Consider the following 25,101-nt stretch of genomic DNA (forward strand, 5'->3'; position numbering starts at 1 on the left):
AAAAGGATGATGAACAATGGTTGAAAAATCAGTACTGCAAAAGCTGGCAAGCGAAATTACAAACGATGATGAACTGTTCTCGGATTATCTTCTTTCGTTGGCGAACAGCGGTGAAATCTACGAAAAGCAATACGGCCACATATTGACGGCTGCTCTTCAAAAATTACCGAGTTGGGAGGACATAATTGACATCATCTCCCCGGTTACTATTGAGCTTTTAGCCTATACGGCAGAATATCATCAAGCGATCTTCCAGGAACTGCTCCACGACATCAAGAAGGCTCACGACAATCTTGCCGGCTGCCGGGAAGAGATTGAAATTGTTATTAACCGTCATACCGATTCTGAATTAATGGTTGTTGAGAAGTTGCATGACATTAAGAGGTTGGCAGATGAAGGTTTGCCGGTGAAGGAACTACAGGATGAACTCAAATCCAGAGGGTACCTACGGACTGTCTTTATTCGCACTAATAACTACACGCCGAGAGACGAGATCGAGGGTGCAGAAGCTTGAATCAAGAAGCTGCAGGCGGGTACCAGAGTGTTTTCGTCAAAGCGCTGCACTTGGAGGAGATATCCATCATGTCCATGGAAGCACTGGTCAGCCGCTGGGAGCATAATTCCCGGCAGCACGCCGTCATCCTTCGCAATATCAAACGGGGGAGTACCAGAAGGTAGGGTTCAATACATTGGTTCGAATTTGAGCTTCCGTAGCAGGCAAAACAAACTCAAAAAAGCGGAGGAGATAAGTGATGAATAATATCATTACACTGAATCAGAATTCAAATCGGGCGGCACGTTCCAAATACTTAACCCAGGCAGCAGTGTCAAACGGCCGGCACATGATTTCCCTGCGGGAAGCGCGTGAGAATGCAAGGCGTTCAACGAAGGAAGCGGCTGAAGCTGCAGGTATTACGTTACGGACGTTAAAGAGATGGGAAATGGATTGCGGGAGAGCCGATTCATTTGCAATAGGCCGTCTTTGTCAGTTTTACGGTATTTCATTGGGACATGTACATGCGGGTAAAGAAGCGGACCTACTGGCAGCGAGAAGGGAAGTGAGCAATGTGGAAAAGAGGACGTTTGAAGTTGATGACCTCATTGTAGTCTTGAAACAAATGGGCCGTGATACAACAGAGCTCGAGAAGTTCGTCGAAGAGACCAGAAAGAGCCGGGAAGCTGAAATAAAAAATGCCCTCAGCGTTGGCGCGCCGGAGACATTTAGCGAATTGCATATGTAATTGTTTCCCAATGAAACGATTATACCGCATTTATCTTATAGGCTGCAACTATTAATTTTTGTCCAATTATTGTCAGGGGGAATGAGTGTGTTAAGGCTCAGTGCAGCAGAACATGCCCGGCCTCCAACATCAGCAGGGGTGGGACGCGTAGTGGAGTAATATCAACAGAAGGGAGCAACATCATTGGAAAGAGCAATTTACGGCATGGCAATGCCATTTAATGATTTCTATGCAGATACAGATGTTGAGAAGAACACCTACATGGTGAATCGGACCAATCGAGCAGCTGTATTCTTCGATAGCAAAGTCGGAATCACATTGGGGCATGACTATACCCAAGTAGTCGGAACTACTGATGACGGTTTGCAGATCCAATTGGCTGACGGAGGACTGTTCTTCAAGCTCTCTCCAAGTTCTCCTTTAGGATGGAGTGTTTACAAGAAGGTTAAGCGAGCAGCGCTCAGGCATTGTAGCATTTCATTCCGGAAGATACTGAGTGAGCGGAATGCTGCGAAAGAGATGGTCAGTTCTGAAATCTTCCGCTCAGAGGGATTTACCGACGAGGTAAGTGTCCACGATCTGAGGGAGATTATTGTTCACGAGGTATGCCTAACGAATGGCCCAGCTAATGAACTGACATTTTGCACTACGAACGCTGGCGATCCAAGGCTAAGCGGGATTAGATGGGATAATAGCCAACCCATACCGAAAGATCTGATTCGGCCTAGCGAACGTCCGAGATTTGACCGTGAAATGTGGCTGGCTGAAGAAACAGCATCCCTATCCGCAGATATTAAGGATTTCAAGAAAGAACTAGAGAATGCAACGCAACCTAATTTAAGGAGGAAATGAGAATGAACACAACATTATTTGACTTGAAAAACAATGTAATCAGTATCGGTAATGAGCTTCTTGCAGTAAAGCAAGAGAAAATAGCAGAGGCATCTAAACATGATGCTAATCCAGAGACAATAAAGCAGCTTGAATTGAACGAAACCAGTCTGCAAGCGCGATTTGATGTCTTTAAGAATGAATATGAGGCGATGAATGCGGAAGAAATGGCCTCTATGAGCCCCAATAATAGAAGATTTAACGGTGAATACAATGATCCAAAGTTACACATTGAAAGTGCTAAAGCTGCATTTATCCGTGCAGTTGCACGAGGGGCTAGTGTAACAACTGGAGTATCGGCAGCATTAGGTGATGATAATTCATCTGGAGGCGAAAGGATCCTTCCCAAGACCATGACCAATGAGTTGCTGCATGAGCCGTTCATCAAAAATCCTCTGAGAGAAGTTTCTACCTTTACGAGCATTACAAACCTTGAAATTCCTAAAGTGATATTCACGCTAGATAATGATGACTTCATCGAAGACACAGAAACGGCAAAAGAACTCGAAACCGAAGGAGACGTTGTTAAATTTGGCCGGAATAAGTTCAAGGTGTTTGCACCTGTGTCTGAATCGATTCTAGCAGCTTCAGACACTAACCTCGTACAGATAGTAGATCAAGCGCTGCGAAGTGGCTTAGCTGCGAAAGAAAAGAAAGTCGCGTTTGCTAGTTCTCCTAAAGCTGGAGAAGAACACATGTCTTTTTATTCAACGCAAAATGCAATAATCGTAGTCAATGGAATCTCCCTTTATAAAGCGATCAAAGCGGCAATTGCAGCACTACCTGAATATTTCCGCGAGAATGCATCTGTTGTTATGCGATATGAAGATTATCTCGATATTATCGAAATTTTATCGAACGGCAGCGCTACTCTTTTTGATGCCCAGCCTGAGCAGATCCTTGGTAAACCGGTTGAATTCTGCGATTTAGCCATTAAACCAATCATCGGAGATTTCAGCTATTCTCACTTCAACTACGATCCACAGATTATATATGACCGTGACAAGGATGTTAAAACGGGCATGTGGGATTTCGTTCTAACTGCCTGGTTTGACCATCAGATTAAACTTAAATCTGCATTCCGTATTGCAAATGTACAGTAACAATTAGATAGGGGGCCAAGTTTCTTCAAGTGTTTTGCTTTGAAGAACGTGCGCCCTCTACCAAAATACTAAGTCAAGTTTTAATAAGAGGGGGATAATATGTACGATAAGTGGCATTGCTACTCAAAAGCGATAGAATCTTCACCTGCCGTATCATCAGGTCCGAGCAGCACGCAGACAGCGGGAACCAGCACGAGGAACACGGCCGGGCCAAGTAGCAGGGATACAGCTGGGCCGAGTAGTAGAGAAACATCCGGCTCTAGTAGCAGGGACACTGCAGGCCCGAGCACCAGAGATACATCCGGACCGAGTAGCACGAATACGACAGGACCGAGGAATATTTCTGGAGCTACTCAAACAGAAGGGACCTATATTGGTATTGGTGGGCACAACCACGGCATCCCGGTTGGGACCGTCTTTAAAGATATTGATGGTGTGCCAAGAACATGGGTAGCTTCAGGGAATCACAGCCACCCCATCACTTTGGCCAGTCATGAGCATAACATGAACCACACCCACGATATGGATCATACCCATGACATGGACCATACGCATGATATGAACCACACTCATAATATGGAGCACACCCATGATATGAGTCATACCCATAACATGGAGCACACGCACCAGGTTCCAGCACATACACATGAAATCAAGTATGGAATCTATGAGGGCCCAACGCCCAGCAGCCTGAAGATTGAGGTGGATGGCATCCTTGTGCCATATACTGAGACAAGTGGGAAGGGTATCGATATTATTCCTTATCTCAGCAAGGACGATAGTGGAAGAGTAAATAGGGGCCAATGGCATTCTGTCACCATAACACCTAATACCCTCGGTAGAATAGCGGCTTCAATTACAAGCCAAATATTTATTATGAGCCGAGGAGGCGGGAACTACTGATGACATTGGTTGCTGTTTTTTCCACCAAAGATTTTGCCGTTGCCGTTGCTGATCGGCGCAGGGTTCAACTCAGTACCGGCGTCCACATGGATGATGTAAGGAAGCTTCATCAATTGAATGATCAAGTTATAGCAGGTTATTCGGGGATATATCTTCCTATTGGGAACAACAGATACCAAGGGCTGGCTGAGGAAATCATCATGGAGAACGGCGTTCTGGTTACTGCCATATCAACTGTGGAAGATGTAACTGATATCTATAGTAAGGCGCTGCGGAGGTATCTTGATGCAGGCATTCCGAAGGAGTCATTGGAGATAACGTTCCATTTTGGCGGCAAGGGCAGGGACGGAGGATACATGCTAGGGAGAGTCAGCTGCTGGGAAGACTTCCAGCCGATGCTGATGGAATCAAATGAGAATGGTCTGATCTGGAGCCTATCTCGTGCAGAGTATGCAGTAGATCCTTGGCTCACGGCACAGATTGCTTCTTTACCTAAGATCAATGATAAGGCAGTCAGGGATCTTGCGGTGTCCCTGGTAGAGCATACAGCGGAACGTGATGGATATGTTAGTGGAACTTATGATCTGATCGTCATATAGAATAACTCCGATTAATAGAAGTGCGCGCTCATATGATTTGAAGGTGAACTAACTCACCCAGATCATCTGAGCGCTTGTTTTATATATTGGATCATAGATATCTTGAAATGAGCTGCAAATAAGAGTAAAAGTGAATATATTTGAAGCCCGTAGCCCCCCTCCCTTTAGAATTCTTTTCTACGCTTTGGGGGACCGAACTGCCTCATTCGTTTTCGGCGCATGACCATTTCATATATGAGGGGGGGATAAAAAACATTGTCGGATGTTGTTATGATATGTAATATCAAGTTAGAAGTAATAACTTACATATGAAAGGATTGTTAATATGCGACCTGAGTTTGAACAACTCCTAAAATCAGGATTATATCATAAAGAGTCTTTTCCCTATTCTTCTCTCGAGCATAAATTAAATGTAATTGCATTTTTAAATCATGAACTAAAATATGATTGTTACTGTCCTGAGTGTGGTAGAGAGAGCATATTCAAGAGGAATTCTCAGGTGAGACCAACCATAGGTTCGCCTCCATCAAACCATGTCGTGTTAGATAAGAATACTCATAATTTGAAGTTTTTATGTTCACGTAATATTAATCACACCCTTCTATTCTTTTTTAATACGGATGAATCCGTAGACGGGGAAATAACTATAACAAAAATAGGGCAGTTTCCATCAACGGCTGATATTGCAAACGAGGCCACAAAGAAATATGTTAAGGTACTTGGGAGAGACCTGAGCAGAGAATTTAACAAAGCTATTGGGCTTGTTTCACACGGAGTGGGTATAGGATCTTTTGTGTATTTACGTCGAATATTTGAAAACCTAATTGAAGAGGCACATAGTGAGGCTAAAAGTGAAACAGACTGGAATGAAGAAGAGTATTTAAAAGCGAGGATGAATGAAAAAGTTGGATTGTTAAAAGGCCAGCTTCCTGAGTTTCTCGTTCAGCATAAATCATTGTATTCTATCTTAAGTAAAGGGATACATGAACTAAGTGAAGAAGAGTGTTTAGAAATGTTTTCTATTGTAAGAAGTGGCATCGAATTAATACTTGATGAGAAGTTAGAAAAAATAAAGAAAGATAAGAAAATCGCTGAAGCGAGTAGGTCAATCGAAGCTCTGCATGTGAAATATAAATAATAGAACATTAGGTCGCCTCTTATGGCGGCTTTTTCTTTGAGTAGATATTCTGATGCTACAAGATATTTCATGAATATGTAACTCTAACGACTCGGGGAGGATGCATTTCAAAGATTTTGCTGGATGGAAAATCGTACGACGCCTTACGTTGTCTCCATGATTGAGATCGCCGTCCTTTACATGCTTCAGGCGTTTGCCAATCTCAAGCAAAGATTGTCCCGCGATTTGTTTATAGCTGTTTATCTCAGCGGTGATAACCTGAAGACCAGTTGAAGTTAATAAATGAAAACGGTGCCCCATTGGTGCCCAATCGCTGATTTTTGAAGGTTAATCGCTGTGAGGAATGTTGAATAAACCCTTGATACATATGTCATTACACAAAAATAATCGGGGCCCTATCTCTAGGGCCCCTTTCATGGGAGAGGAGAAACCGGACGAAGAGCTTATGGGGAAACGTAAGCCTGCTTCTCGGTTGCTACGACATTTTGTGATGTCGATAATTACATGATGTCCCAGAATGACCATCCTTATACATAGGAATAAATCGGCAGCGAAAGTTGGCGGCGGTAGGCGATGTGACATATAAAGACAATCTTTTTATTTCGAGACGCAGATGTGGTACGATAGGCGTGGACTTATGCCTTTAATTGGCATAACAAACAGAGAACTAAGCAGGTGAGGAAATCGGTGAGAGTTGTATCGGGAAGTGCCAAGGGGCGGCCGCTCAAAAGTGTTCCAGGCAATGGGACTAGGCCGACTACCGACAAGGTGAAGGAAGCATTATTCAGTATGATTGGCCCTTATTTCGAGGGCGGAGCGGTACTTGATCTGTTCGCCGGAACCGGTGGCCTGGGGATTGAGGCGTTAAGCCGTGGGATGGACAGTGCGGTATTTGTAGATATGGAGCACAAGAGCATTGAGACGGTTCGTGCGAATCTGAAGGCAGCCAGGGTGGAGGAGCAAGCAGAGGTCTACCGCAATGATGCAGCCAGAGCACTGGGTGCGCTGGCGAAGCGGGGCCGCAGCTTTGATCTGGTGTTTCTGGACCCGCCATACCGCCTGAAGCACGGGGATGAGCTGATGCTCAAAATGGCTGCCGCACAGCTTCTAAATGAAGATGCCATAGTGGTGCTGGAGCATGAATCCGGCTATGACTATCCTGCAGAGTTTCCAGGGTTTAGCAGAACCAGACAAGCGATATATGGAGAAACCACAATATCAATTTACAAGTATGAAGCTGCTGCTCCGGAAGAGACGGAGAGTGGTGGGGAGGCACAGGATGAGTCTGCAAATTAGAAAAGAGCGTGTTGCCATTTATCCGGGCACGTTCGATCCGGTAACCATGGGACATATGGATATTATTCACCGCGCGGCGAAGCAGTTTGACCGTTTGATTGTAGCCGTGCTTAATAATCTTAGCAAGAATCCGCTGTTCTCCGTCGAGGAACGGACAGAGCTGCTGCGTCAAGCGACTGCAGATCTGCCCAATGTGGAGATCGACAGCTTCCGTGATCTGCTGGTGAACTACGTGCGCCAGAAAGATGCGCAGGTAATTGTACGCGGAATCCGTACCGTAACCGATTTCGAATATGAGCTGCAGAATGCTTCCATTAACCATAACCTGGACCCGAATGCGGAGACGATCTTTATGATGACGAATCCGAAGTATTCTTATCTGAGTTCAAGTGTGGTTAAGGAAATCGCCCATTTCGGCGGCAATGTGAGCGACTTCGTAACGCCTGAGGTGGAGCAGGCGATGAAGCTGAAATTCAGCCAGCGGGATGGCGCTTCCGGCTAAACAGGTAGACTGCTGCGGATAATGCCAGCAGCGCGAGCAGGAGAGCGCCTTGCAGGCTGAGCAGCTCAGGCAGCCGGCTCCAGGTGAAGGTGGTCTGCTGCGCGGCTGTTTGTGCGCCATCCGGCTCGGCAAGCACCGGAAGCTCGTTTGCGCGCAGTGCCTGCAGCGGCTTCCATACTAGCAGCGTAAGCACCGCAGCGTATAAGCTGTGCAGCAGCCGGACTGCAGCCATCGGCAGGAAGCGGACTCCCGCCGGCTTCAGCAGCGTTAGCGCCTGAAGCTGCGCGCAGATGCCGCTCCAGCCGAGTGCAGCTGACAGCAGGACCATGGCCGGCAAGCTGCCGTTCAGGCTGCCGCTGTAGCCTGCTTCAGCGGTAATGGCGGCTGCGCCGAGGTGAAGCTCCAGCAGAGCGGCCGGAAAAGCGGGAGACAATAAGGGCAAGGCCTTCGTCAGCAAGCTGATGACCACGGCGAACATGATGATGTAACCTCCGGCAATCATCAACTGCTGGACTGCGGCAGCGACCGATTCTCCCAGCAGCTTGCCGAAGCTGCGGCCATCGCGGCGATGGGCCTCTTCTGCAGCCAGCGCCATACGTCTATAGAGGGGTTTCCTGGAAGGCGGCGGTGTGCTAGCTTCGCGCCGCTGGAACAAGGAAGCGGTGAATCCTGCCAACAGTCCCGAGCTCCAGTGGATAAGTAGCAGAATGTACCCTGACGTGGGGCTGTGCAGGAAAGCGACGCCGATTACAATCAGCACCGTCACCGGGCTGGCAAAGTGGGCCAGCGCAGCCAAGCGGCCGGCTTCTTTGCTCGTTAGGCTTCCCTGCTGATGCAGCTGGCCTGTGCCTCCTGCCCCCGCCGGGAAGCCGGCGGTCATGCCCAGCGCCAAGGTCCAGGAGGCTGCCCCGGGCAGCCGGAATACCCGGGTCATAAGCGGCTCCAGCAGCACACCGAAGCCATGCACGAAGCCGGAGGCGGTCAGCATTTCGGAGAGGATCAGAAACGGCAGCAAGGCCGGAAAAACAAGGGTCCACCACAGCTTCAGCCCCTTTAGGGAGGCTTCAAAGGAGGCTTCCGGTGACAGTACGATGGCTACCGCGAGTAGAATGGCGGCGGCGCCTGACAATAAGGGCAAGGATCCGGCGGCAAGGCGGCGGATTCCGCTTTTGTGCATGGTTCAGACCTCCTTTTCATAACCTAAGGCGTACGGAGATATTATCAATTTATGCAGGGCTGACAACCCTCATGACAAGCCAGTCCAAGTTAGCCATAGAAGCATATGCACCGCAGGAAAGAAGGGACGTGCAGTGAAGCAGCCTAAGTCCAGAATGGGATTACGCATCGCAGCTTACCTGTTCACAATTATCATCATTACTTATGTAGGTGTATTTATGAATACACCGTATATCGTCTACCAGCCCGGCAGTGCCTCTGAGGTGGCTCCGATGGTGAAGGTGGAGAATGCCGACGATTCAGAACAGGGTACCTTTATGATGACGACAGTGTCGGCCAGCTATGCGAATGTAGCGTTACTGGTGGCCTCTTATTTCAATAAATACGCTGAGGTCGTGACCAAGGAATCACGTCTCGGGGATAAAACCGAAGAAGAATATGCTGCCACCCAGGTCTACTATATGGACAGCTCACAGTCGCTTGCGGTTCAGGCCGCTTATACAGCGGCAGGTATTCCATATGAAGACGTAGTGGACTATATGTATGTGATTTCGCTTACCGATCCGGCCAACCAGGATAAGCTTCAGCCGGGCGACCGGATTGAGAGCGTGGACGGCACAGCTGTTACCGATCCCGATAGCTTGTCCAAGCTGCTGGCTGCATCCCAGATCGGTGACAAGGCCACTGTTACGCTGCTGCGTGCCGGCAAGGAACTGAAGGAGCAACTGACGCTGATTGAAGTTAAGGACTCTGCCGATGCGGCAGGCCGTCCCGGATTTGGAATAACGATCGGCGCCCTGCAAAAGGTAGAGCCTCAGCGTGAAGGCGTGGATGTTAGTTTCGCCAGTACCAATGTGGGCGGACCATCCGCGGGGTTGATGTTCTCGATGGAGATTTACAACCAGCTGGTGCCGGGCGATTTGACCAAGGGCTACCGGGTGGCCGGAACAGGCACAATCAATGCGGCCGGGGAAGTGGGCGCGATTGGTGGTGTCAAGCATAAGATAGTGGCGGCGGAGCGCGAGGAGGCCGAGATCTTTTTTGTGCCTATCAAGAATTATGCGGAAGCCAAGGCGCGTGCAGACCAAATAGGCACAAGCATGAAGCTGGTGCCGGTCTCCTCGATGAATGAGGCGTTGAAATATATGGAGGAGCTTCCGGCTAAAAAATAATCGGCGGCTCCAGATAGTCGCGGTAGAGGTCGGCCCGCAGCGGCTGCCTGAACGCTCCTGCATAAGCGGAAGCTGCCTGAATATCGCGCTCCAGCTGGGGCAGGCTGCTTAATGACGGACGGATGATGACAGGCAGGGTTGCGCTGTGCTTCATTCGCTTCAGCAGCTCCCGGCCGCTCTGGCGGAAACCGAGCACCCGGATATATTGTGGTCCCTGTGCGAGCACGGACGGTGCCAGTTCCTCCTTGGAGTGGCCGAGCAGGCTATGGACGAGCAGGCGCTGCAGCCGGGTATGGGTGTAGCGTTTGCTCTTTAAGGCGTCAAGCAGGCCGGATACGGTGAACTCGGGAAGCTGGGACAGAACCCGCAACAGCCGGTTCTCCAGCCCTTCGTTCATATCATGCAGCCCGCGCAGTTCGGCCGCTCTGCTTGTCGTAAGGAGATGGAGCAGCGGGACGCGGAAATGCTCCAATGTAACCGGGCCTCTGCCTGCCGCATGCTCTCTCTCCAAGATGGACACGCTATATTCCGGCAGGTAGGCAGCCGCAGAGGCATCTTCCCGCAGCAGCTTGCGGATGGCGGTGGCGCTGGCAATGCTTGCTCCAGCCTCAGCAGGGCTGTGGAAGCCCGCTCCGGTGCGCGGCACAGTCAGCGGCTGCATGCGGCTGCCGAGCCGCCGTAGTGCGATCAGGTAATGCAGCCCCAGGCTGTTGTTCGGCTGGCGCAGTAGCTCGGAGGCATCCTGCGGTTTCTCCTCTCCCATGATAAGGCCCTCCCAAGCCTGCGCCGCCGCTGCGCTGTAAGCGGCGGGGAAGCTCTCGCCCAGCGCCAGCCGGCGGGCGAGCTCGTGCTGAAGTTCGCTGCTCTCATCGGCCAGGAATCTGGCCAGGGGCAGCAGCGAACGCAGCGTGCCTGCTTCGGAGCCGAAGCACAGGCTGTCCGCGACGCCGGTCGCTTCCAGCAGAGAGACAGCTCCGAAGGCAAACCACTCTGCCGGCTGGACGGCATACGCCACCGGCAGCTCAAGGACCAGATCGGCGCCCATATGCAGCGCCATCTCGGTGCGCGCCTGCTTGCTGACCGCCGCCGGCTCGCCGCGCTGGGTGAAGGGACCGCTCATGATGACAATGCTATGCTCAGCGTCTGAGAGTCTTTTGGCTTCGTTATAGTGATGTACATGTCCGTTATGTAAAGGATTATATTCGGCGATAATGCCAACCGTTGTCACAGCTGTCTCACTCCAGGTTTTGTAGTATTGGGGTTTCCCATGGTTACATCATAGTTTGTCTGCCCGCCTGAAACAATATTTTAGCTAGTCGAATTCACAGATTGAGTGGCGAAACAGTATCTATATTAGGCGATTTTTTCCGTTCTGGGGCTCCGATACAGGATTCAACTTACTACGGAGTAACCTTAAAAGGCTATGGGGAGTAATTAGATGCGAAAGTGCAGCTAATTTCAGCTGAAACTACTGTTATCGAGCGAATAAGTGCGAATCTGCAACTATTTTCGAGTAAATGGTTACTTGAACGCTCCGAATCCCAAATTAGCTGCGTATTCGCACTTATTTGCTCCAAAACAGAAAAAAACGGTGAATTAGCTGCGTATTCGCACTTAAATCCGGTGGCCGCAGACTTATGTGGCGATCAAGAAGCTTAGTCTTTGATACTACAGGCGACAATCGCTCGAACTTAATATAAAGGGAAAATGGTTGACAAAGTTATGTAAATATAGGTATAATAAATTTTGTTTGTTTGGAGTGATAATTATGAAGATTCACTTTCGCAAAATTGCGAATGCCGACGAGCCTTTACAGCTCCATGAAACGGTGGATGTTAGTAGGGTTGTCAAAGGGCGCAAGGATATTCTGGCTGTTGCACCACTCTCAGTAGACCTTAAAGCGCTGCCCGCGGGAGCCGATTGTGTGAACGTGGTGGGGAAGCTGAGTGGTGAGGTGGACATGTTATGTTCACGCTGTCTCACAGAGGTGAAGCGACCGATGAATGTTCCTTTTGCCGAGACTTTCAAGTGGCTTAAGCAGCCGGTTCTTCCGGACGATGAAGATGAGGAACTCATTTACATCAAGGATGAGAGTGTGGATCTTATCCCCTATGTGGAAGAAAATTTCGTACTGCACTTGCCGGATTCGGTATTGTGCAAGGCAGAATGTCTTGGTCTTTGTCAGAAATGCGGACAGAACTTGAACGAAGGCACCTGCAGTTGCGACAACACAGTGATTGATCCTCGATTCGCTGGGTTGAAAGACTTTTTCAAATGAATAACAACAAGCACACCCTGCTGGACTCAGCGGGTTGAACCAACTAACTTAACAGGAGGTGTATCACAAATGGCAGTACCTCAACGGAGAACGTCCAAAACACGCCGTGACAAACGCCGCACCCACTTCAAACTGGTTGTGCCGGGCATGGTGAAATGCGAACAATGCGGAGAGCTGAAACTGGCTCACCACGTATGCAAAGTTTGCGGAACTTACAAAGCAAGAGAAATCATCAAACAATAGTTTGAATAAGTAACAGACGGATGCTTTCCTAATTCATGGGGAGGCATCCGCTTCATTTATTTGGGAGTGGTACTTCATCATGTTGGTGAGGTGCTATTTTTTTGCCGAAATAGCTGCTTGGAAGTCAAAGCTTTATTTTTGCTGCGGCATGCTTTATACTACATATTAGTACCTGGTTCTAATTATTATCCAATACTCGCACTGATAAGGACAGCGGCCATTTCCCCGGCGGAATGCGTGGATGTCTGCATGTGCCAGGAGGTGAGCCGTCCCATGGAGCGGATGTCCAAGAAAGACCGTCAGCAGACACTGATGCAGATCATTGCAGGCAACCCGTTTGTGACTGACAGAGAGTTGACAAGACAACTGAAGGTCAGCATTCAGACGATCCGGCTGGACCGGCTGGAGCTGGGAATTCCCGAGCTGCGCGAACGGATGAAGCAGATGGCGGAGCATTCCCATGATCAGGTGCGTTCATTGCCTGCGGATGAGATTGTCGGCGATATTGTTGACTTGCAGCTGGACAAGAGCGGCATTTCCATATTCGAAATCAAGGAAGACCATGTCTTCTCCAGAAATAACATTGCCCGGGGACATTATGTATTCGGACAAGCCAACTCGCTGGCGGTTGCTGTGATCAACGACGAGATCGCATTGACGGCTTCGGCCGATATCCGCTTTGTGCGGATGGTCAGACTAGGCGAGAAATGCATCGCCAAGGCGCAGGTCCGTTCCCTTGCAGGCCGCGGAGGCAAAGCAGAGGTGGACGTCTTCACCTATGTGGGGGAAGAGCTGGTATTTCAGGGCCATTTTGTAGTCTACCGGTCCGCTATAGAAGAGAACAGTGAAGGGGGAAACCGCAATGCGGATCGCCATTGATGCGATGGGCGGGGACAACGCTCCTGAATGTAACGTAGAGGGTGCGTTGTCCGCGGCCGCGGAGTGGAAAGACACGCAGATCGTGCTGGTCGGCGATGAAGCGAGACTTGCGCCGCTGCTGAAGAACAAACCGGACAATGTAAGTGTGCGTCACGCTGCCGACGTTATCGGCGCTGAAGACGAGCCGGTGAAGGCCGTTCGCCGCAAAAAGGATTCATCCATGGTGGTTGCCGGCCGGATGGTACGCGAGGGAGAAGCGGATGCGATGATCTCCTCCGGCAATACCGGAGCGCTGATGACGACCGGACTGCTTATTGTAGGCCGGATGCAGGGCATCGAACGCCCGGCGCTCGCGCCGATGATTCCTACGCTTGATGACGTGGGAGTGCTGGCACTTGATCTTGGCGCCAATATGGATGCAACGCCGCAGCATCTTGCCCAGTACGCCCTGATGGGCAGTGTTTATCGCAGCAAGGTTCACGGCATTCAGAAGCCGAGAGTAGGACTGCTGAACGTCGGCACAGAGCCGGGCAAAGGCAATGAATTGACCAAGGAAGCTTATCCGCTGCTGGAGAATCTGGCTGGTATTCATTTTGTCGGCAATGTCGAAGCGCGTGATGTCTTAACCGGAAATTGCGATGTGCTGGTCTGCGACGGCTTCGCCGGGAATATCCTGCTGAAGACGCTGGAAGGAACGGCTGGCGCGATGTTCAAGCTGCTCAAGGAGCAGTTCAGCCGTTCGTTGAAGACCAAGCTGGGCGCAGCGATGCTGATGCCTGAGCTGAGAAGCCTCAAGGGCAAGATGGATTACAAGGAGCACGGTGGCGCACCTTTGCTTGGCCTTAGCGGCCTGGTGGTGAAGGGCCACGGCTCTTCAGACGGCACGGCGGTCAAGAATGCAGTCAGACAGGCGAGAATCGCCCTGATGGCAGACCTGGTCCCCAGTATATCTAAGGAAATTAGTGGGAAGTGAGTGAGAACATGAAACAGTTGCGGCCAGTAGGAATCCTTGGTACAGGTAAATATGTACCCGAGAAGATTTTGACCAACAGTGACCTGGAGAAGATTGTAGACACCAATGATGAATGGATTGTTACCCGCACGGGAATCCGGGAGAGACATATCGCCGCTCCTGAGGAGGCCACTTCGGATCTTGCCTATCAGGCTGCGCTGAACGCGCTGAAGTCGGCAGGTATGAAGGCGGAAGACCTTGATCTTATTATTATTGCAACGGTAACACCGGATCATACTTTTCCATCTACAGCCTGTATCCTTCAGGATAAGCTGGGCGCCAAGGGAGCCGCGGCTTTTGACCTGTCGGCAGCCTGCTCTGGATTTGTCTATAGTCTGGCCACAGCGGTGGGATTCATCCAGAACGGGATGTACAACAATGCGCTGATTATCGGTGCGGATACCTTGTCGCGGATTACGGATTACACCGACCGCAATACCTGCATTCTGTTCGGCGACGGAGCCGGTGCGGTTATTATCGGTGAAGTGCCGGAAGGGCGCGGCTTCCAATCGTTTGATCTGGGAGCTGAAGGCTCCGGCGGCAGCCTGCTGAATCTCGAAGCGGGCGGCTCCCGTCATCCGGCCTCGCAGCAGACTGTAGAGAATAAGAAACATTTCATCTATATGAACGGCCGTGAGGTGTTCAAGTTCGCGGTGCGGATGATGGGCTCGGCCACCGAACGCGTGCTGACCAAGGCCGGGATCACCAAGGATGATATCGATCTGTTTGTGCCGCATCAGGCCAACATCCGGATTATCCAGTCCGCGATGCAGCGTCTGGATTTGCCTGTGGAGAAGGTTGTTATTAATGTAGATAAGTATGCGAATACCTCAGCGGCCTCCATTCCGCTGGCATTGGTTGAAGCTGCAGAAGCGGGCCGCATGAAGGCCGGAGACACGGTGCTGATGGTTGGATTTGGCGGCGGCCTGACTTGGGGCGCATCCGTGCTGATCTGGTAAGCGGAACGTTAGGGAAGGAGATTAGTTATTTTGGGTAAAATAGCATTTGTATTTCCCGGGCAAGGTGCACAGGCAGTTGGCATGGGTAAGGATGTATATGATGCGAAGCCGAAGAGCCGCGAGGTGTTTGAGGAAGGCGATAAAGTGCTTGGTTTTGCGCTCAGCCAGCTTGTTTTCACAGGACCTGAGAGTGAACTGAAGCAGACGGTGAATACACAGCCGGCCCTGCTCACAACAAGCGTAGCTTATTACAGAGCCATGCTTGATATGGGGGTTAAGCCGGATTATGTGGCTGGACACAGTCTGGGGGAATACAGCGCGCTTGTGGTGGCCGGTGTATTGTCTTACAGCGATGCCGTTCGGCTGGTGCGGCTGCGCGGACAGTTTATGGAAGAAGCGGTTCCAGAAGGACAGGGGGCAATGGCGGCGGTGCTTGGCGCCGACCGCGAAGCCTTGAACGAGCTGTGCCGGTTGATTACGGCAGAGAGCGGTCTTGTGGAGCTGGCCAACATTAACTGTCCCGGCCAGATCGTCGTTTCCGGTTCGGAAGCGGGCGTCAGTGCAGTCGTGCAGCGCGTGAAGGAAGCCGGCGGCAAGCGGGCGATCCCGCTGGAGGTCAGCGGACCGTTTCACTCTTCGCTGATGAAGTCGGCCGCAGACCGCTTGGCGGTAGAGTTGCAGCAGGTTACTCTCAATAAGCCTGCAGTTCCGGTTGTAATGAATGTTACGGCTGCGCCGGTGACCGATCCCGAAGAGATCCGTGAGCTGCTGGTCCGCCAGGTCTACTCGCCGGTGCTCTGGCATGACAGTGTGGACTATCTGATTGCTAACGGGGTAGATACCATTGTCGAGATTGGATCGGGTAGTGTGCTGACAGGCCTGGTCCGCAAGATAGACAAAGGACTGAAGCTGATTAATATCAACAGTTTGGAAAGTACCCAGGCTGCCTGGTAGCAGACCTTGCAGCGATTTGAAAGGAGCTTCCCTATGTTCTCAGCATTAAAGGGCCAGACGGCTCTGGTTACCGGCGGTTCACGCGGAATTGGCCGCAGCATCGCGCTTGCGCTTGCAGAGCACGGCGTTAAGGTCGCTGTGAATTATGCCGGAAATGAAGCCGCCGCCCTGGATACCGTAGCCCGGATCGTAGAACTCGGCTCGGAAGGCATTGCCCTGAAGGGTGATGTCGGCAACCTGGAGCAGGCTGACAGTCTGGTCAAGGAAGTGATTTCCACCTGGGGCAGAATCGACATTCTTGTCAACAATGCCGGGATTACCAGGGACAATCTGATCATGCGCATGAAAGAAGAAGAATTCGATCAGGTTATTGAAACGAATCTGAAGGGTGTGTTCAACTGCCTCAAGGCAGCTACTCGTCCGATGATGAAGCAGCGTTACGGGCGGATCATCAATATCTCTTCAATTATTGGTGTGACCGGCAATCCGGGTCAGGTGAACTACTCAGCTGCCAAGGCAGGGGTGATCGGGATGACCAAAGCCGCGGCGCGCGAGCTGTCTTCACGGGGAATTACTGTGAACTGTATCGCACCCGGCTTCATTGAGACCGAAATGACCCACCAGTTGTCCGATGAAGTCCGCCAGGAGCATGAGAAGGGGATTCCCCTTGCTCGGCTCGGGCGGCCGGAGGACATTGCCATGACGGCGGTATTCCTGGCCTCGGAAGGCGCAGCCTACATGACCGGCCAGACGCTTCACGTGGATGGCGGGATGTACATGTAGGGCCAGGCTGAAATGCTTTCATAGGTCCCGGACGTTTCTTGAATGGGCTCTATGGTATTTTGACCTCATATCTCGTATAATACCAAAAGAGGAGGTGAACCGGATGTCCGATGTATTGGAGCGTGTAAAACGCATTGTCATCGACCGCTTAGGAGCCGATGAAGCCGAAGTAACATTAGAAGCGTCTTTCAAAGACGATTTAGGTGCTGATTCTCTAGATGTAGTAGAATTGGTTATGGAGCTTGAAGACGAATTTGATATGGAAATCTCTGATGAAGATGCAGAGACAATTACGACTGTGGGTGAAGTTGTGAAGTACATACAATCTCATACCTAAGGTCATATGATGGGAGTCCCGTTCCTGCTAGGGCGGGGCTCCTCTTTAATTTATAGGAGCATCCGGCATTTAAGGACTGCTTAATGAACATTGAATTAGAACAATACCAGAGCCGCTTAGCGCATGAAGCCGCGGTGACTTCAGTTTATATAGTGAGCACATAATACGGTTTGTTGAAGTAAACAACCTACAGATGGGGTGATTGCGTTTGAGTCATAGAGTGGTTGTTACCGGTATGGGTGTAGTGACATCCTTAGGCAAGGATCTGGAAACGTTCTGGGAGAGCCTGATGAGCGGTAAATCCGGCGTATCCAGGGTTGAAACTTTTGATGTCAGTGAGTACACTACACAAATTGCAGCTTCAGTCAAAGATTTTGATCCCGAGGCTTTATTCGGCCGTAAGGAAGCCCGCAAGATGGACCGTTTCGTCCAGTTCGCGGTTGCTGCCGGCCAAGATGCATTGAAGGACAGCGGCCTTGTGATCGGCGAGGATATTGATGCTGAACGAATTGGTGTATCTGTCGGCTCCGGTATCGGAGGCTTGGGTACTTGGGAAGATCAGCATAATCTGCTGCTGGAGAAGGGTCCGAAACGGGTCAGCCCGTTCTTTATTCCCATGATGATTGCGAACATGGGCTCCGGTCAGCTGTCGATTAATTTGGGTGCCAAGGGACCCAACACAACGAATGTTACCGCATGTGCCACTGGCAGCCATTCCATTGGCGAGTCCTACCGCTTCATCCAGCGCGGTGATGCCGATGCGATGATCTGTGGGGGTTCGGAAGCAACAATCCGTCCGACCGGAATGGCAGGCTTCTGCGCCATGCGTGCGATGTCCACCCGCAATGACGAGCCGGAGAAAGCGAGCCGTCCATTTGATACGGACCGCGACGGTTTTGTTATGGGTGAGGGTGCAGGCATTCTGGTGCTGGAATCGTTGGAGCATGCCCAGAAACGCGGGGCAAGAATCTATGCCGAGATCATCGGCTACGGTCTGAGCGGTGACGCTCACCATATGACGGAACCGGACCCGGACGGTGCAGCACGCTGCATGAAGATGGCGATCCGCGACGCCGGGATTCAGCCGGAGGAGATTGATTACATCAATGCTCACGGAACCTCGACCCCTGTGGGCGACCGTTCCGAAACGTTGGCTGTGAAGAAGGCGCTGGGCGACCATGCGTATAAGGTGGCCATCAGCTCCACGAAATCGATGACCGGCCATTTGCTGGGTGCGGCAGGGGGCGTGGAAGCGATTATCTGCGGCTTGTCGCTGCAGAAGGGCATCATAACACCTACGATCAACCTGGAGAACCAGGACCCGGAATGCGATCTGGATTATGTGCCGAATGTGCCGCGTGAAGCGGATCTTAACATTGCGATGTCGAATTCCTTCGGATTCGGAGGCCATAACGCAACCGTTATTTTGAAAAAATATAATCAGTAAGGGGACAGTGCGGTGAAGGGAGAACTGAAGCAATTACAAAATCAACTTCAAATCCAATTTCACGATTCTGTACTTCTGAAGCAAGCCTTTACCCATGCATCTTATGTGAATGAACACCGGTTCAATCAGCACCAGGACAACGAACGTCTGGAATTTCTGGGTGATGCGGTCCTGGAGCTTACGGTGTCTGAGTATCTGTACAATTTACTGCCGGACAGGCCTGAAGGGGAGCTGACCAAGCTTCGTGCCGCGATTGTTTGCGAGCCGTCTCTGGTCCGCTTCGCGGAGAGCCTGGGCTTCGGCCGTTATGTGCTGCTCGGTAAAGGGGAAGAGCTAACGGGTGGTCGTACCCGTCCCGCTCTGCTTGCCGATGTGTTTGAATCCTTCGTGGGAGCGCTTTACCTCGACCAGGGGCTGGAGCCGGTTCGCAGGTTCCTGGATGATCATGTCTTTCCGCTTGTGGAGACAGACGGCAAGCTGCAGATGCAGATGAGTGACTTCAAGACAGAGCTGCAGGAATTGATTCAGCATCACAATATGGGTACGCTGGAGTACCGGATCATTGAAGAGCGGGGACCGGCCCATGAGCGGGAATTCGTGTCTGAGGTCTACATGGCGAGCCGTTCGCTCGGCAAGGGAAGCGGGCGCTCCAAGAAGGAAGCGGAGCAGCAGGCTGCGGCAGCTGCACTCCTGCGTCTGAAGGAAGAAGGCGCCTGACAAGTCCGGGAGGCAGCAGGAACCGGATAAGCAATCGGAGTAGAGCAGCAAAGGTCTGAATACCGGCGTTTTGGCGGAACTCAGACCGTTGCTGCTCTTTTTCGAAAGATAAGATGATATAATGAGTTAGAGGTGATAGGCGGGTTATGTTTCTCAAACGGATTGAATTAGCAGGTTTTAAATCGTTTGCCGACAAGACGGAGATGGAATTTGTGCGCGGCATTACGGCTGTAGTAGGGCCCAATGGCAGCGGCAAAAGCAATATCTCTGACGGCATCCGCTGGGTGCTCGGCGAGCAAAGCGCCAAATCGCTGCGCGGCGGCAAGATGGAGGATATTATCTTCGCCGGAAGCGACGCCCGCAAGGCAGTGAACTATGGCGAAGTCTCGCTGACGCTCGACAATGAGGACCACACGCTGCCGCTGGATTTCAGCGAGGTTACGGTGACACGCCGTGTGCACCGCAGCGGGGAAAGTGAATATTTGATCAACAAGCAATCCTGCCGCCTGAAGGATATTACGGAGCTGTTTATGGACACCGGCATCGGGCGTGAGGCCTATTCCATTATTGGACAAGGCCGGATTGAAGAGATTCTCAGCACACGCTCCGAGGACCGGCGGGGTATCTTTGAAGAGGCGTCAGGGATTGTTAAATATAAGTCGCGCAAAAAGGAAGCCGGACGCAAACTGGATGACACCGAGCAGAACCTGCTCCGCATCCATGACCTGATCAGTGAGCTGGAGGACCAGATCGGACCGCTTAAGGATCAGTCCGAGAAGGCCATCCGCTTCAAAGAGCTGCGCGAGCAGCTGAAGCAGCAGGAGATTTCGGTCTATGTGCATCAGATTGAAGGTATTCATACAGCCTGGCAGGAAGGCAATTCGCGCCTCCTGGTGCTGAAGGATGAACAGCTGGAGCTGTCCACCGTGGTTTCGGCCCATGATGCCAAGCTGGAGAGCGGACGTTCTGCGCTGCGCGTGCTGGAAGAGCAGATCGAACGGCAGCAGGAGCAATTGCTGCGATACAGTGAAGCCTATGAGAAGAGCGAAGGCTACGGGGAAGTGCTGAAGGAGCGCAAACGCAACCTGGAGAGCAACCGTGAGCAGCTGCAGCTGACGCTCGGCTCGGTAGGCGAACGCTCGGAAGGCCGCCAGCGTGAACTCACAGCGCTGGAGGAGAAGCTGACGCAGTCGCGGCTGAAGCTGGCCGAGCTGCGCAGCCAGCTGGAGGGTGAGCAGGCGAGGCTGGAGGGCGTAGCCTTCGGCATCAGCCAGAGCCATGAAGAGAAGCTCAAAAGCTCGCTGCTGGAGCTGATGAACCTGATGGCTGGTGCCCGCAATGAAATCCGCTATGCCGACCAGCAGAAGGAAACGCTGGAACGGCGGATGAGCCGCAGTGAAGAAGAAAGCGGCAAATGGACAGCCCGGCTGGAGGAACTGACTTTGGCCAAGAAGGGGCTGCAGGATAAGATCGCTCAGCTCGGTAAAGAACTGAGCACCTTGCGCAACAGCTATATCACCGAGAGCGAGCAGCTCAGCAAACGCCAGAAGCTGCTGGAGGAGGCGCAGCTAGGCCTGCGCAAGTGGGAGCAGAAGCGTGAAGCGCAGTTCTCCCGCCATGAGACGATGAAGGAAATGCAGGATGATTTCGATGGCTTCATGCTTGGCGTCAAGGAAGTGCTGAAGGCTTCCCGCAAAGGCCAGCTGAGCGGTGTGCACGGTGCGGTGGCCGAGCTGATCTCTGTTCCCGAGAAGCTGGAGCTGGCGGTGGAGACTGCGCTTGGCGCCTCCCTGCAGCATGTGGTAATGGATAACGAAGCGGTGTCGCGCCAGGCAATCAGTTTCCTGAAGCAGCGTCAGCTGGGTCGGGCGACCTTCCTGCCGCTGGATGTCATCCGCCCGCGCCAGATCACGGGCAGTGACCGCAGCCAGGTGGAAGGCGCATCCGGTTTCGTAGGCATTGGTGCGGACCTCGTAGGTTATGAAGAGAAGTACGCCAATATTGTTGGCAGTCTGCTTGGCAATGTAGTGATCGCGGAGAGTCTGGAGGATGCTAACAGAATCGCTGCCAAATGCCAGTACCGCTTCCGCGTAGTTACGCTGGATGGCGATGTGGTCAATGCCGGCGGTTCCATGACAGGCGGCAGCCAGCACAAGAAGAACAACAGCCTCCTTAGCCGCAAGCGCCAGCTGGATCAGCTGAGCGGCGAGATTGAAGAGAGCGACCGGCAGATTGTGAAGCTCAGCCAGAGTATTTCACGGCTGCGCAGCGAGCAGGAGAACGCCAGCTTGAAGCTGGAAGAGCTGCGCCGTGACGGGGATGAGAAACGGCTGGACGAGCAGCGCGTCTCGGGTGACCTGAAGCAGCTGGAGCATGAGCTGCGCCATGTGCAGGAGCAGGTCGAGAGTGCTGGCGTGGAACGCAGCAGCTTCGAGAGCGAGGTGCGCGGACTGCTGGAAGGCCGCACTCAGGCCGCCGCCGAGCTGGAGCGGCTGGAGACGGAAGAGAAGGAGGCCCATGCGGCGATCCGCAGCGCGGAATCGACCCGCAAGGCCAATGAGTCGGCGAAGGAGGAGCTGCAGAGCAAGCTGACAGGCATGAAGGTAGCCGAAGGCAAGCTGGACCAGGAGATCTTCTCTCTGGAAGAGCAGCTGCGCCGCATGCGGCAGGATGCCGGCTCCCAGGATAAAGAGCTGCGCCAGAACCGCAATCTGCTGAACACGATTGAGCAGGATCTGGCTAATCATACGGTGGAAGCAGTCAAGCAGAAGGAGGATCTCAACAGCTACCGGCTGAAGAAGGAAGAGACCTCCAAGGCACTTGACTTCGCAAGGGCAGAACGCGCTGCGCTGACCCGCAAGCTGGAGCTTGAGGAAGGCGAAACGAAGGATCAGCGGCAGGCGCTGAAGCTGGTCGACGACAAGCTGCGCTCGACTGAGGTTGCTGTAGGCAGGCTGGATGTGGAGCTGGACAATATCCTGCGCAAGCTGAGCGATGATTATGAGCTCAGCTATGAGCTGGCGAAGCAGCGGTACCCGGTGCCGGAGGATGTTCCGGCGGCCCAGGCCGATGTGCAGCGGCTGAAGCGCAGTATCTCTTCGCTGGGCGAGGTGAACCTGGGTGCGATTGAGGAATACCAGCGTGTACATGAGCGCTTCACGTTCCTCAGCGGTCAGAAGGATGATCTGGTAGAAGCCAAAACCACACTGTACCATGTCATCCGCGAGATGGAGGAAGAGATGTCCAAGCGCTTCAAGTCTACCTTCGACGCGATCCGCCGCGAATTCGGCACGGTGTTCTCGAAGCTGTTCGGCGGCGGACGGGCTGACCTTCAACTGCTGGACCCGGAGCATATGCTGGACACCGGCATCGACATCGTGGCCCAGCCTCCCGGCAAGAAGCTGCAGAACCTGCAGTTGCTCTCCGGCGGGGAGCGTGCTCTGACCGCGATGGCGCTCTTGTTCGCCATCCTGCAGGTCAAGCCGGTTCCCTTCTGTGTACTGGATGAGGTCGAAGCGGCGCTTGATGAAGCCAATGTGGTCCGGTTTGCCCAGTATCTGCGCGAGTTCTCCGAGCAGACGCAATTTATCGTGGTAACCCACCGCAAAGGAACGATGGAGGAAGCCGATGTTCTGTATGGGGTGACGATGGAAGAGGGCGGTGTGTCCAAGCTCGTCTCCGTCAAGCTGGAGGATGAGGAAGCGGAAATCGCTTAAGTAAGACTCAGCACCGGCCGAATTGCTCTATTTTTGCGAGAAAGGACTACAAGTTAATGAATAAGGTAGAGATCAGACGGCCAAGTGTGGGGGATACGGGGAGACTGCATCAGTTTTTTGAGCTAGTAATCCGTGATACGTTCACCAAAGAAGGCATCGGAGATCAGCTGAGTGTGATTGAACATGAAATCAATACGAAAAAAAGCTTGCTTAAAGGTTGTTTGAATGATCCTGAAGGCAACAGATATCTCCTTGCCGCTTTTCATGAAAACAGCTTGGTGGGCACGATTCATTATGGTCCCGCGAATGCATTGATCATAGAGGGCACTCAGGGGACTCTAGCCGATCAGGTTGAAGTAGGGTCGGTATACGTACATCCCGAGTTTCAGGGTCAAGGGCTGGGCAGTTTGTTATGGAGTGAGATCGCTCGGGCACTGAGCAGCCGCAACATCAAGCAATTCTGCTTCGACAGCGGCTATGCCACGGCCATGCGACTCTGGAAGCGGAAGTTCGGCGAGCCTGATTATATTTTGAAGGATCAATGGGGACCGGGGAAAGATCATATGATCTGGAGCCGCAAGACGGGCAGCGTGCCCATTAGATTTAACCCTTAGGAGGAGAATCATGAGTTTTTTTAGAAAATTGAAAGAAAGCATCTCCGGCAAGACGGAAAGTGTAACCAAACAGTTCCGCGACGGACTGGAGAAGACGCGCAAGGGCTTCGTGGAGAAGGTATCTGACCTGATTATCCGCCGCAAAAAGATTGACGAGGAGTTCTACGAGGAGCTCGAGGAAATCCTGATCGGTGCGGATGTAGGTGTTAATACGGTAATGAAGCTGGTGGAAGAGCTGCGGGCCGAGGTCAAAAAAGAGCGCATCGAGGATGCGTCCGAGCTGCAGCCGATTCTCTCCCGCAAGCTGATGGAGCTGCTGCGCGGCGATGACGACAACCGTCTGAAGGAGAACCCGGACGGGATTACTGTCATTCTGTTCGTGGGCGTCAACGGCGTAGGCAAAACAACCACGATCGGCAAGCTGGCCCATCGCTACAAGCAGGAAGGCAAGAAGGTGCTTCTGGCCGCCGGGGATACGTTCCGTGCCGGTGCGATTGAGCAGCTTGAGGTGTGGGGGCAACGCGCAGGCGTGGATGTTATCAAGCAGCAGTCCGGTTCCGATCCGGCCGCTGTAATGTTTGATGCTGTGCAAGCTGCCAAGCAGCGCAATGTCGATGTGCTGATCTGCGACACCGCAGGCCGGCTGCAGAACAAAAGCAACCTGATGGAGGAGCTGAACAAGATCTTCCGCGTCATTCAGCGCGAGATTCCAAGCGCTCCGCATGAGGTGCTGATGGTGCTTGACGCCACCACCGGCCAGAACGCGCTGACACAGGCGAAGCTGTTCGGCGAGAAGAGCGGCGTCACCGGTCTCGTTCTGACCAAGCTGGACGGCACGGCCAAGGGGGGCATCGTGGTAGCCATCCGTCAGGAAATGAACCTGCCGGTGAAGCTGGTCGGTCTTGGGGAGAAGATGGAGGATCTGCAGCCGTTTGATTCGCAGCAGTTCGTGCACGCCCTGTTCGCCGGGCTGATCGCCGAAGAGGAAGCCAAGGCAGAAGAGTAACAAGCAAGTTCTATAATGGAAGATCTAAGCAGCAGGTACCGGGTATTTCGGTTCTGCTGCTTTTTTGTTGTATAGGAAATTATACAATACAAAAAAACTGTGGATAACTCCGAAGAAAACGGTAGGAGGGATGAA

At 52.2% G+C, this 25,101-nt stretch carries 28 protein-coding genes; 25 read left to right on the plus strand and 3 right to left on the minus strand.

From position 1 onward, the window contains the following. Positions 1 to 16 precede the first annotated feature (16 nt). The 5 genes from B9T62_RS11005 (at position 17) to B9T62_RS11020 (ending at position 3,235) form a co-directional block, all read left to right on the plus strand. Complete coding sequence (locus B9T62_RS11005; protein ID WP_087915301.1) at positions 17 to 514, plus strand: hypothetical protein; 498 nt, start codon at positions 17 to 19, stop codon at positions 512 to 514. Continuing rightward, positions 511 to 678, plus strand: a complete 168-nt coding sequence (locus B9T62_RS38935; protein WP_157685563.1) for a hypothetical protein — start codon at positions 511 to 513, stop codon at positions 676 to 678. Before B9T62_RS11005 ends, B9T62_RS38935 begins: the two co-directional genes overlap by 4 nt. 74 nt (positions 679 to 752) lie before the next feature. Continuing rightward, entirely contained in the window at positions 753 to 1,241 is a 489-nt protein-coding gene (locus tag B9T62_RS40215) for a helix-turn-helix domain-containing protein (RefSeq protein ID WP_211296444.1), read from the plus strand. Between the two features lie 183 nt (positions 1,242 to 1,424). Next, positions 1,425 to 2,093, plus strand: a complete 669-nt coding sequence (locus B9T62_RS11015; protein ID WP_087915302.1) for an HK97 family phage prohead protease — start codon at positions 1,425 to 1,427, stop codon at positions 2,091 to 2,093. 2 nt (positions 2,094 to 2,095) lie between these two features. Beyond that, entirely contained in the window at positions 2,096 to 3,235 is a 1,140-nt protein-coding gene (locus B9T62_RS11020; RefSeq protein WP_157685564.1) for a phage major capsid protein, read from the plus strand. A gap of 119 nt (positions 3,236 to 3,354) precedes the next feature. Here B9T62_RS11020 and B9T62_RS38940 read toward each other — a convergent pair whose 3' ends face one another. Beyond that, the gene (locus tag B9T62_RS38940; protein ID WP_169834366.1) at positions 3,355 to 3,525 is read right to left on the minus strand and encodes a hypothetical protein; all 171 of its coding nucleotides are present in this window, start codon (positions 3,523 to 3,525) and stop codon (positions 3,355 to 3,357) included. Between the two features lie 145 nt (positions 3,526 to 3,670). Between B9T62_RS38940 and B9T62_RS39940 the strand changes: the two genes are divergently transcribed. The 6 genes from B9T62_RS39940 (at position 3,671) to coaD (ending at position 7,673) form a co-directional block, all read left to right on the plus strand. Beyond that, on the plus strand, positions 3,671 to 4,138 hold the full coding sequence (locus tag B9T62_RS39940; RefSeq protein WP_169834367.1) for a sulfite exporter TauE/SafE family protein: 468 nt from the start codon (positions 3,671 to 3,673) through the stop codon (positions 4,136 to 4,138). Then, positions 4,138 to 4,737 carry an Ntn hydrolase family protein gene (locus B9T62_RS11030; protein ID WP_087915305.1) on the plus strand — a complete coding sequence of 200 codons (600 nt, stop codon included), beginning with the start codon at positions 4,138 to 4,140 and terminating at the stop codon, positions 4,735 to 4,737. Before B9T62_RS39940 ends, B9T62_RS11030 begins: the two co-directional genes overlap by 1 nt. Positions 4,738 to 5,236: 499 nt before the next feature. Then, on the plus strand, positions 5,237 to 5,875 hold the full coding sequence (locus tag B9T62_RS11035; RefSeq protein ID WP_087915306.1) for a short-chain dehydrogenase: 639 nt from the start codon (positions 5,237 to 5,239) through the stop codon (positions 5,873 to 5,875). A 123-nt stretch (positions 5,876 to 5,998) separates the two neighbouring features. Continuing rightward, a complete protein-coding gene (locus B9T62_RS38950) occupies positions 5,999 to 6,148 on the plus strand; it encodes a hypothetical protein (RefSeq protein WP_157685567.1) in 150 nt (49 codons plus the stop codon). Positions 6,149 to 6,562: 414 nt separating this feature from the next. Next, positions 6,563 to 7,171: a 16S rRNA (guanine(966)-N(2))-methyltransferase RsmD gene (gene rsmD, locus B9T62_RS11045; protein WP_087915308.1), complete on the plus strand. Its 609-nt coding sequence runs from the start codon at positions 6,563 to 6,565 to the stop codon at positions 7,169 to 7,171. Beyond that, complete coding sequence (coaD, locus tag B9T62_RS11050; RefSeq protein ID WP_087915309.1) at positions 7,155 to 7,673, plus strand: pantetheine-phosphate adenylyltransferase; 519 nt, start codon at positions 7,155 to 7,157, stop codon at positions 7,671 to 7,673. Before rsmD ends, coaD begins: the two co-directional genes overlap by 17 nt. Here coaD and B9T62_RS11055 read toward each other — a convergent pair. Further along, complete coding sequence (locus tag B9T62_RS11055; protein ID WP_087915310.1) at positions 7,645 to 8,850, minus strand: nucleoside recognition domain-containing protein; 1,206 nt, start codon at positions 8,848 to 8,850, stop codon at positions 7,645 to 7,647. The genes coaD and B9T62_RS11055 overlap by 29 nt on opposite strands. 133 nt (positions 8,851 to 8,983) lie before the next feature. On the opposite strand from B9T62_RS11055, the gene B9T62_RS11060 reads away from it, so the two are divergent. Then, positions 8,984 to 10,021 carry a SepM family pheromone-processing serine protease gene (locus B9T62_RS11060; RefSeq protein WP_087915311.1) on the plus strand — a complete coding sequence of 346 codons (1,038 nt, stop codon included), beginning with the start codon at positions 8,984 to 8,986 and terminating at the stop codon, positions 10,019 to 10,021. Here the strand turns inward: B9T62_RS11060 and B9T62_RS11065 are convergent. Continuing rightward, on the minus strand, positions 10,011 to 11,249 hold the full coding sequence (locus tag B9T62_RS11065) for a nucleotidyltransferase (RefSeq protein ID WP_087915312.1): 1,239 nt from the start codon (positions 11,247 to 11,249) through the stop codon (positions 10,011 to 10,013). The genes B9T62_RS11060 and B9T62_RS11065 overlap by 11 nt on opposite strands. 540 nt (positions 11,250 to 11,789) lie before the next feature. On the opposite strand from B9T62_RS11065, the gene B9T62_RS11070 reads away from it, so the two are divergent. The 13 genes from B9T62_RS11070 (at position 11,790) to ftsY (ending at position 24,966) form a co-directional block, all read left to right on the plus strand. Next, entirely contained in the window at positions 11,790 to 12,299 is a 510-nt protein-coding gene (locus B9T62_RS11070; RefSeq protein ID WP_087915313.1) for a YceD family protein, read from the plus strand. A gap of 69 nt (positions 12,300 to 12,368) precedes the next feature. Beyond that, positions 12,369 to 12,542: a 50S ribosomal protein L32 gene (rpmF, locus tag B9T62_RS11075; RefSeq protein ID WP_019911234.1), complete on the plus strand. Its 174-nt coding sequence runs from the start codon at positions 12,369 to 12,371 to the stop codon at positions 12,540 to 12,542. Between the two features lie 282 nt (positions 12,543 to 12,824). Further along, the gene (gene fapR, locus B9T62_RS11080; protein ID WP_087920226.1) at positions 12,825 to 13,421 is read left to right on the plus strand and encodes a transcription factor FapR; all 597 of its coding nucleotides are present in this window, start codon (positions 12,825 to 12,827) and stop codon (positions 13,419 to 13,421) included. Next, positions 13,405 to 14,394, plus strand: a complete 990-nt coding sequence (plsX, locus tag B9T62_RS11085) for a phosphate acyltransferase PlsX (protein ID WP_087915314.1) — start codon at positions 13,405 to 13,407, stop codon at positions 14,392 to 14,394. The genes fapR and plsX overlap by 17 nt, the downstream gene beginning before the upstream one ends. A gap of 8 nt (positions 14,395 to 14,402) precedes the next feature. Beyond that, the gene (locus B9T62_RS11090) at positions 14,403 to 15,392 is read left to right on the plus strand and encodes a beta-ketoacyl-ACP synthase III (protein WP_157685568.1); all 990 of its coding nucleotides are present in this window, start codon (positions 14,403 to 14,405) and stop codon (positions 15,390 to 15,392) included. A 30-nt stretch (positions 15,393 to 15,422) separates the two neighbouring features. Continuing rightward, positions 15,423 to 16,346, plus strand: coding sequence for an ACP S-malonyltransferase (gene fabD, locus B9T62_RS11095; protein ID WP_087915316.1), 924 nt, complete (start codon positions 15,423 to 15,425; stop codon positions 16,344 to 16,346). A gap of 33 nt (positions 16,347 to 16,379) precedes the next feature. Then, the gene (fabG, locus tag B9T62_RS11100) at positions 16,380 to 17,129 is read left to right on the plus strand and encodes a 3-oxoacyl-[acyl-carrier-protein] reductase (protein WP_087915317.1); all 750 of its coding nucleotides are present in this window, start codon (positions 16,380 to 16,382) and stop codon (positions 17,127 to 17,129) included. 103 nt (positions 17,130 to 17,232) lie between these two features. Further along, a complete protein-coding gene (locus B9T62_RS11105) occupies positions 17,233 to 17,466 on the plus strand; it encodes an acyl carrier protein (RefSeq protein ID WP_036686493.1) in 234 nt (77 codons plus the stop codon). Positions 17,467 to 17,674: 208 nt separating this feature from the next. Next, a complete protein-coding gene (fabF, locus tag B9T62_RS11110) occupies positions 17,675 to 18,913 on the plus strand; it encodes a beta-ketoacyl-ACP synthase II (protein ID WP_087915318.1) in 1,239 nt (412 codons plus the stop codon). Positions 18,914 to 18,925: 12 nt separating this feature from the next. Beyond that, a complete protein-coding gene (rnc, locus tag B9T62_RS11115) occupies positions 18,926 to 19,630 on the plus strand; it encodes a ribonuclease III (protein WP_087915319.1) in 705 nt (234 codons plus the stop codon). Between the two features lie 146 nt (positions 19,631 to 19,776). Beyond that, entirely contained in the window at positions 19,777 to 23,346 is a 3,570-nt protein-coding gene (smc, locus tag B9T62_RS11120) for a chromosome segregation protein SMC (protein WP_087915320.1), read from the plus strand. Between the two features lie 56 nt (positions 23,347 to 23,402). Next, positions 23,403 to 23,960 carry a GNAT family N-acetyltransferase gene (locus B9T62_RS11125; RefSeq protein ID WP_087915321.1) on the plus strand — a complete coding sequence of 186 codons (558 nt, stop codon included), beginning with the start codon at positions 23,403 to 23,405 and terminating at the stop codon, positions 23,958 to 23,960. Positions 23,961 to 23,970: 10 nt separating this feature from the next. Then, entirely contained in the window at positions 23,971 to 24,966 is a 996-nt protein-coding gene (gene ftsY / locus B9T62_RS11130) for a signal recognition particle-docking protein FtsY (protein ID WP_087915322.1), read from the plus strand. The last annotated feature ends 135 nt before the right edge of the window (positions 24,967 to 25,101 follow it).

The organism is Paenibacillus donghaensis, from assembly GCF_002192415.1.
In the GTDB taxonomy this organism is placed as follows: Bacteria; Bacillota; Bacilli; order Paenibacillales; family Paenibacillaceae; genus Paenibacillus_AQ; species Paenibacillus_AQ donghaensis.

Excerpts from the sequence above, each read along its gene's own strand:
- B9T62_RS11005 (WP_087915301.1), top strand. The coding sequence starts at position 17 with ATGGTTGAAAAATCAGTACTGCAAAAGCTGGCAAGCGAAATTACAAAC.
- B9T62_RS40215 (WP_211296444.1), top strand. The coding sequence starts at position 753 with ATGAATAATATCATTACACTGAATCAGAATTCAAATCGGGCGGCACGT.
- B9T62_RS11020 (WP_157685564.1), top strand. The coding sequence starts at position 2,096 with ATGAACACAACATTATTTGACTTGAAAAACAATGTAATCAGTATCGGT.
- B9T62_RS11030 (WP_087915305.1), top strand. The coding sequence starts at position 4,138 with ATGACATTGGTTGCTGTTTTTTCCACCAAAGATTTTGCCGTTGCCGTT.
- B9T62_RS38950 (WP_157685567.1), top strand. The coding sequence starts at position 5,999 with ATGGAAAATCGTACGACGCCTTACGTTGTCTCCATGATTGAGATCGCC.
- coaD (WP_087915309.1), top strand. The coding sequence starts at position 7,155 with ATGAGTCTGCAAATTAGAAAAGAGCGTGTTGCCATTTATCCGGGCACG.
- B9T62_RS11055 (WP_087915310.1), bottom strand. The coding sequence starts at position 8,850 with ATGCACAAAAGCGGAATCCGCCGCCTTGCCGCCGGATCCTTGCCCTTA.
- B9T62_RS11070 (WP_087915313.1), top strand. The coding sequence starts at position 11,790 with ATGAAGATTCACTTTCGCAAAATTGCGAATGCCGACGAGCCTTTACAG.
- rpmF (WP_019911234.1), top strand. The coding sequence starts at position 12,369 with ATGGCAGTACCTCAACGGAGAACGTCCAAAACACGCCGTGACAAACGC.
- fapR (WP_087920226.1), top strand. The coding sequence starts at position 12,825 with ATGTCCAAGAAAGACCGTCAGCAGACACTGATGCAGATCATTGCAGGC.
- plsX (WP_087915314.1), top strand. The coding sequence starts at position 13,405 with ATGCGGATCGCCATTGATGCGATGGGCGGGGACAACGCTCCTGAATGT.
- B9T62_RS11090 (WP_157685568.1), top strand. The coding sequence starts at position 14,403 with ATGAAACAGTTGCGGCCAGTAGGAATCCTTGGTACAGGTAAATATGTA.
- fabG (WP_087915317.1), top strand. The coding sequence starts at position 16,380 with ATGTTCTCAGCATTAAAGGGCCAGACGGCTCTGGTTACCGGCGGTTCA.
- B9T62_RS11105 (WP_036686493.1), top strand. The coding sequence starts at position 17,233 with ATGTCCGATGTATTGGAGCGTGTAAAACGCATTGTCATCGACCGCTTA.
- smc (WP_087915320.1), top strand. The coding sequence starts at position 19,777 with ATGTTTCTCAAACGGATTGAATTAGCAGGTTTTAAATCGTTTGCCGAC.
- B9T62_RS11125 (WP_087915321.1), top strand. The coding sequence starts at position 23,403 with ATGAATAAGGTAGAGATCAGACGGCCAAGTGTGGGGGATACGGGGAGA.
- ftsY (WP_087915322.1), top strand. The coding sequence starts at position 23,971 with ATGAGTTTTTTTAGAAAATTGAAAGAAAGCATCTCCGGCAAGACGGAA.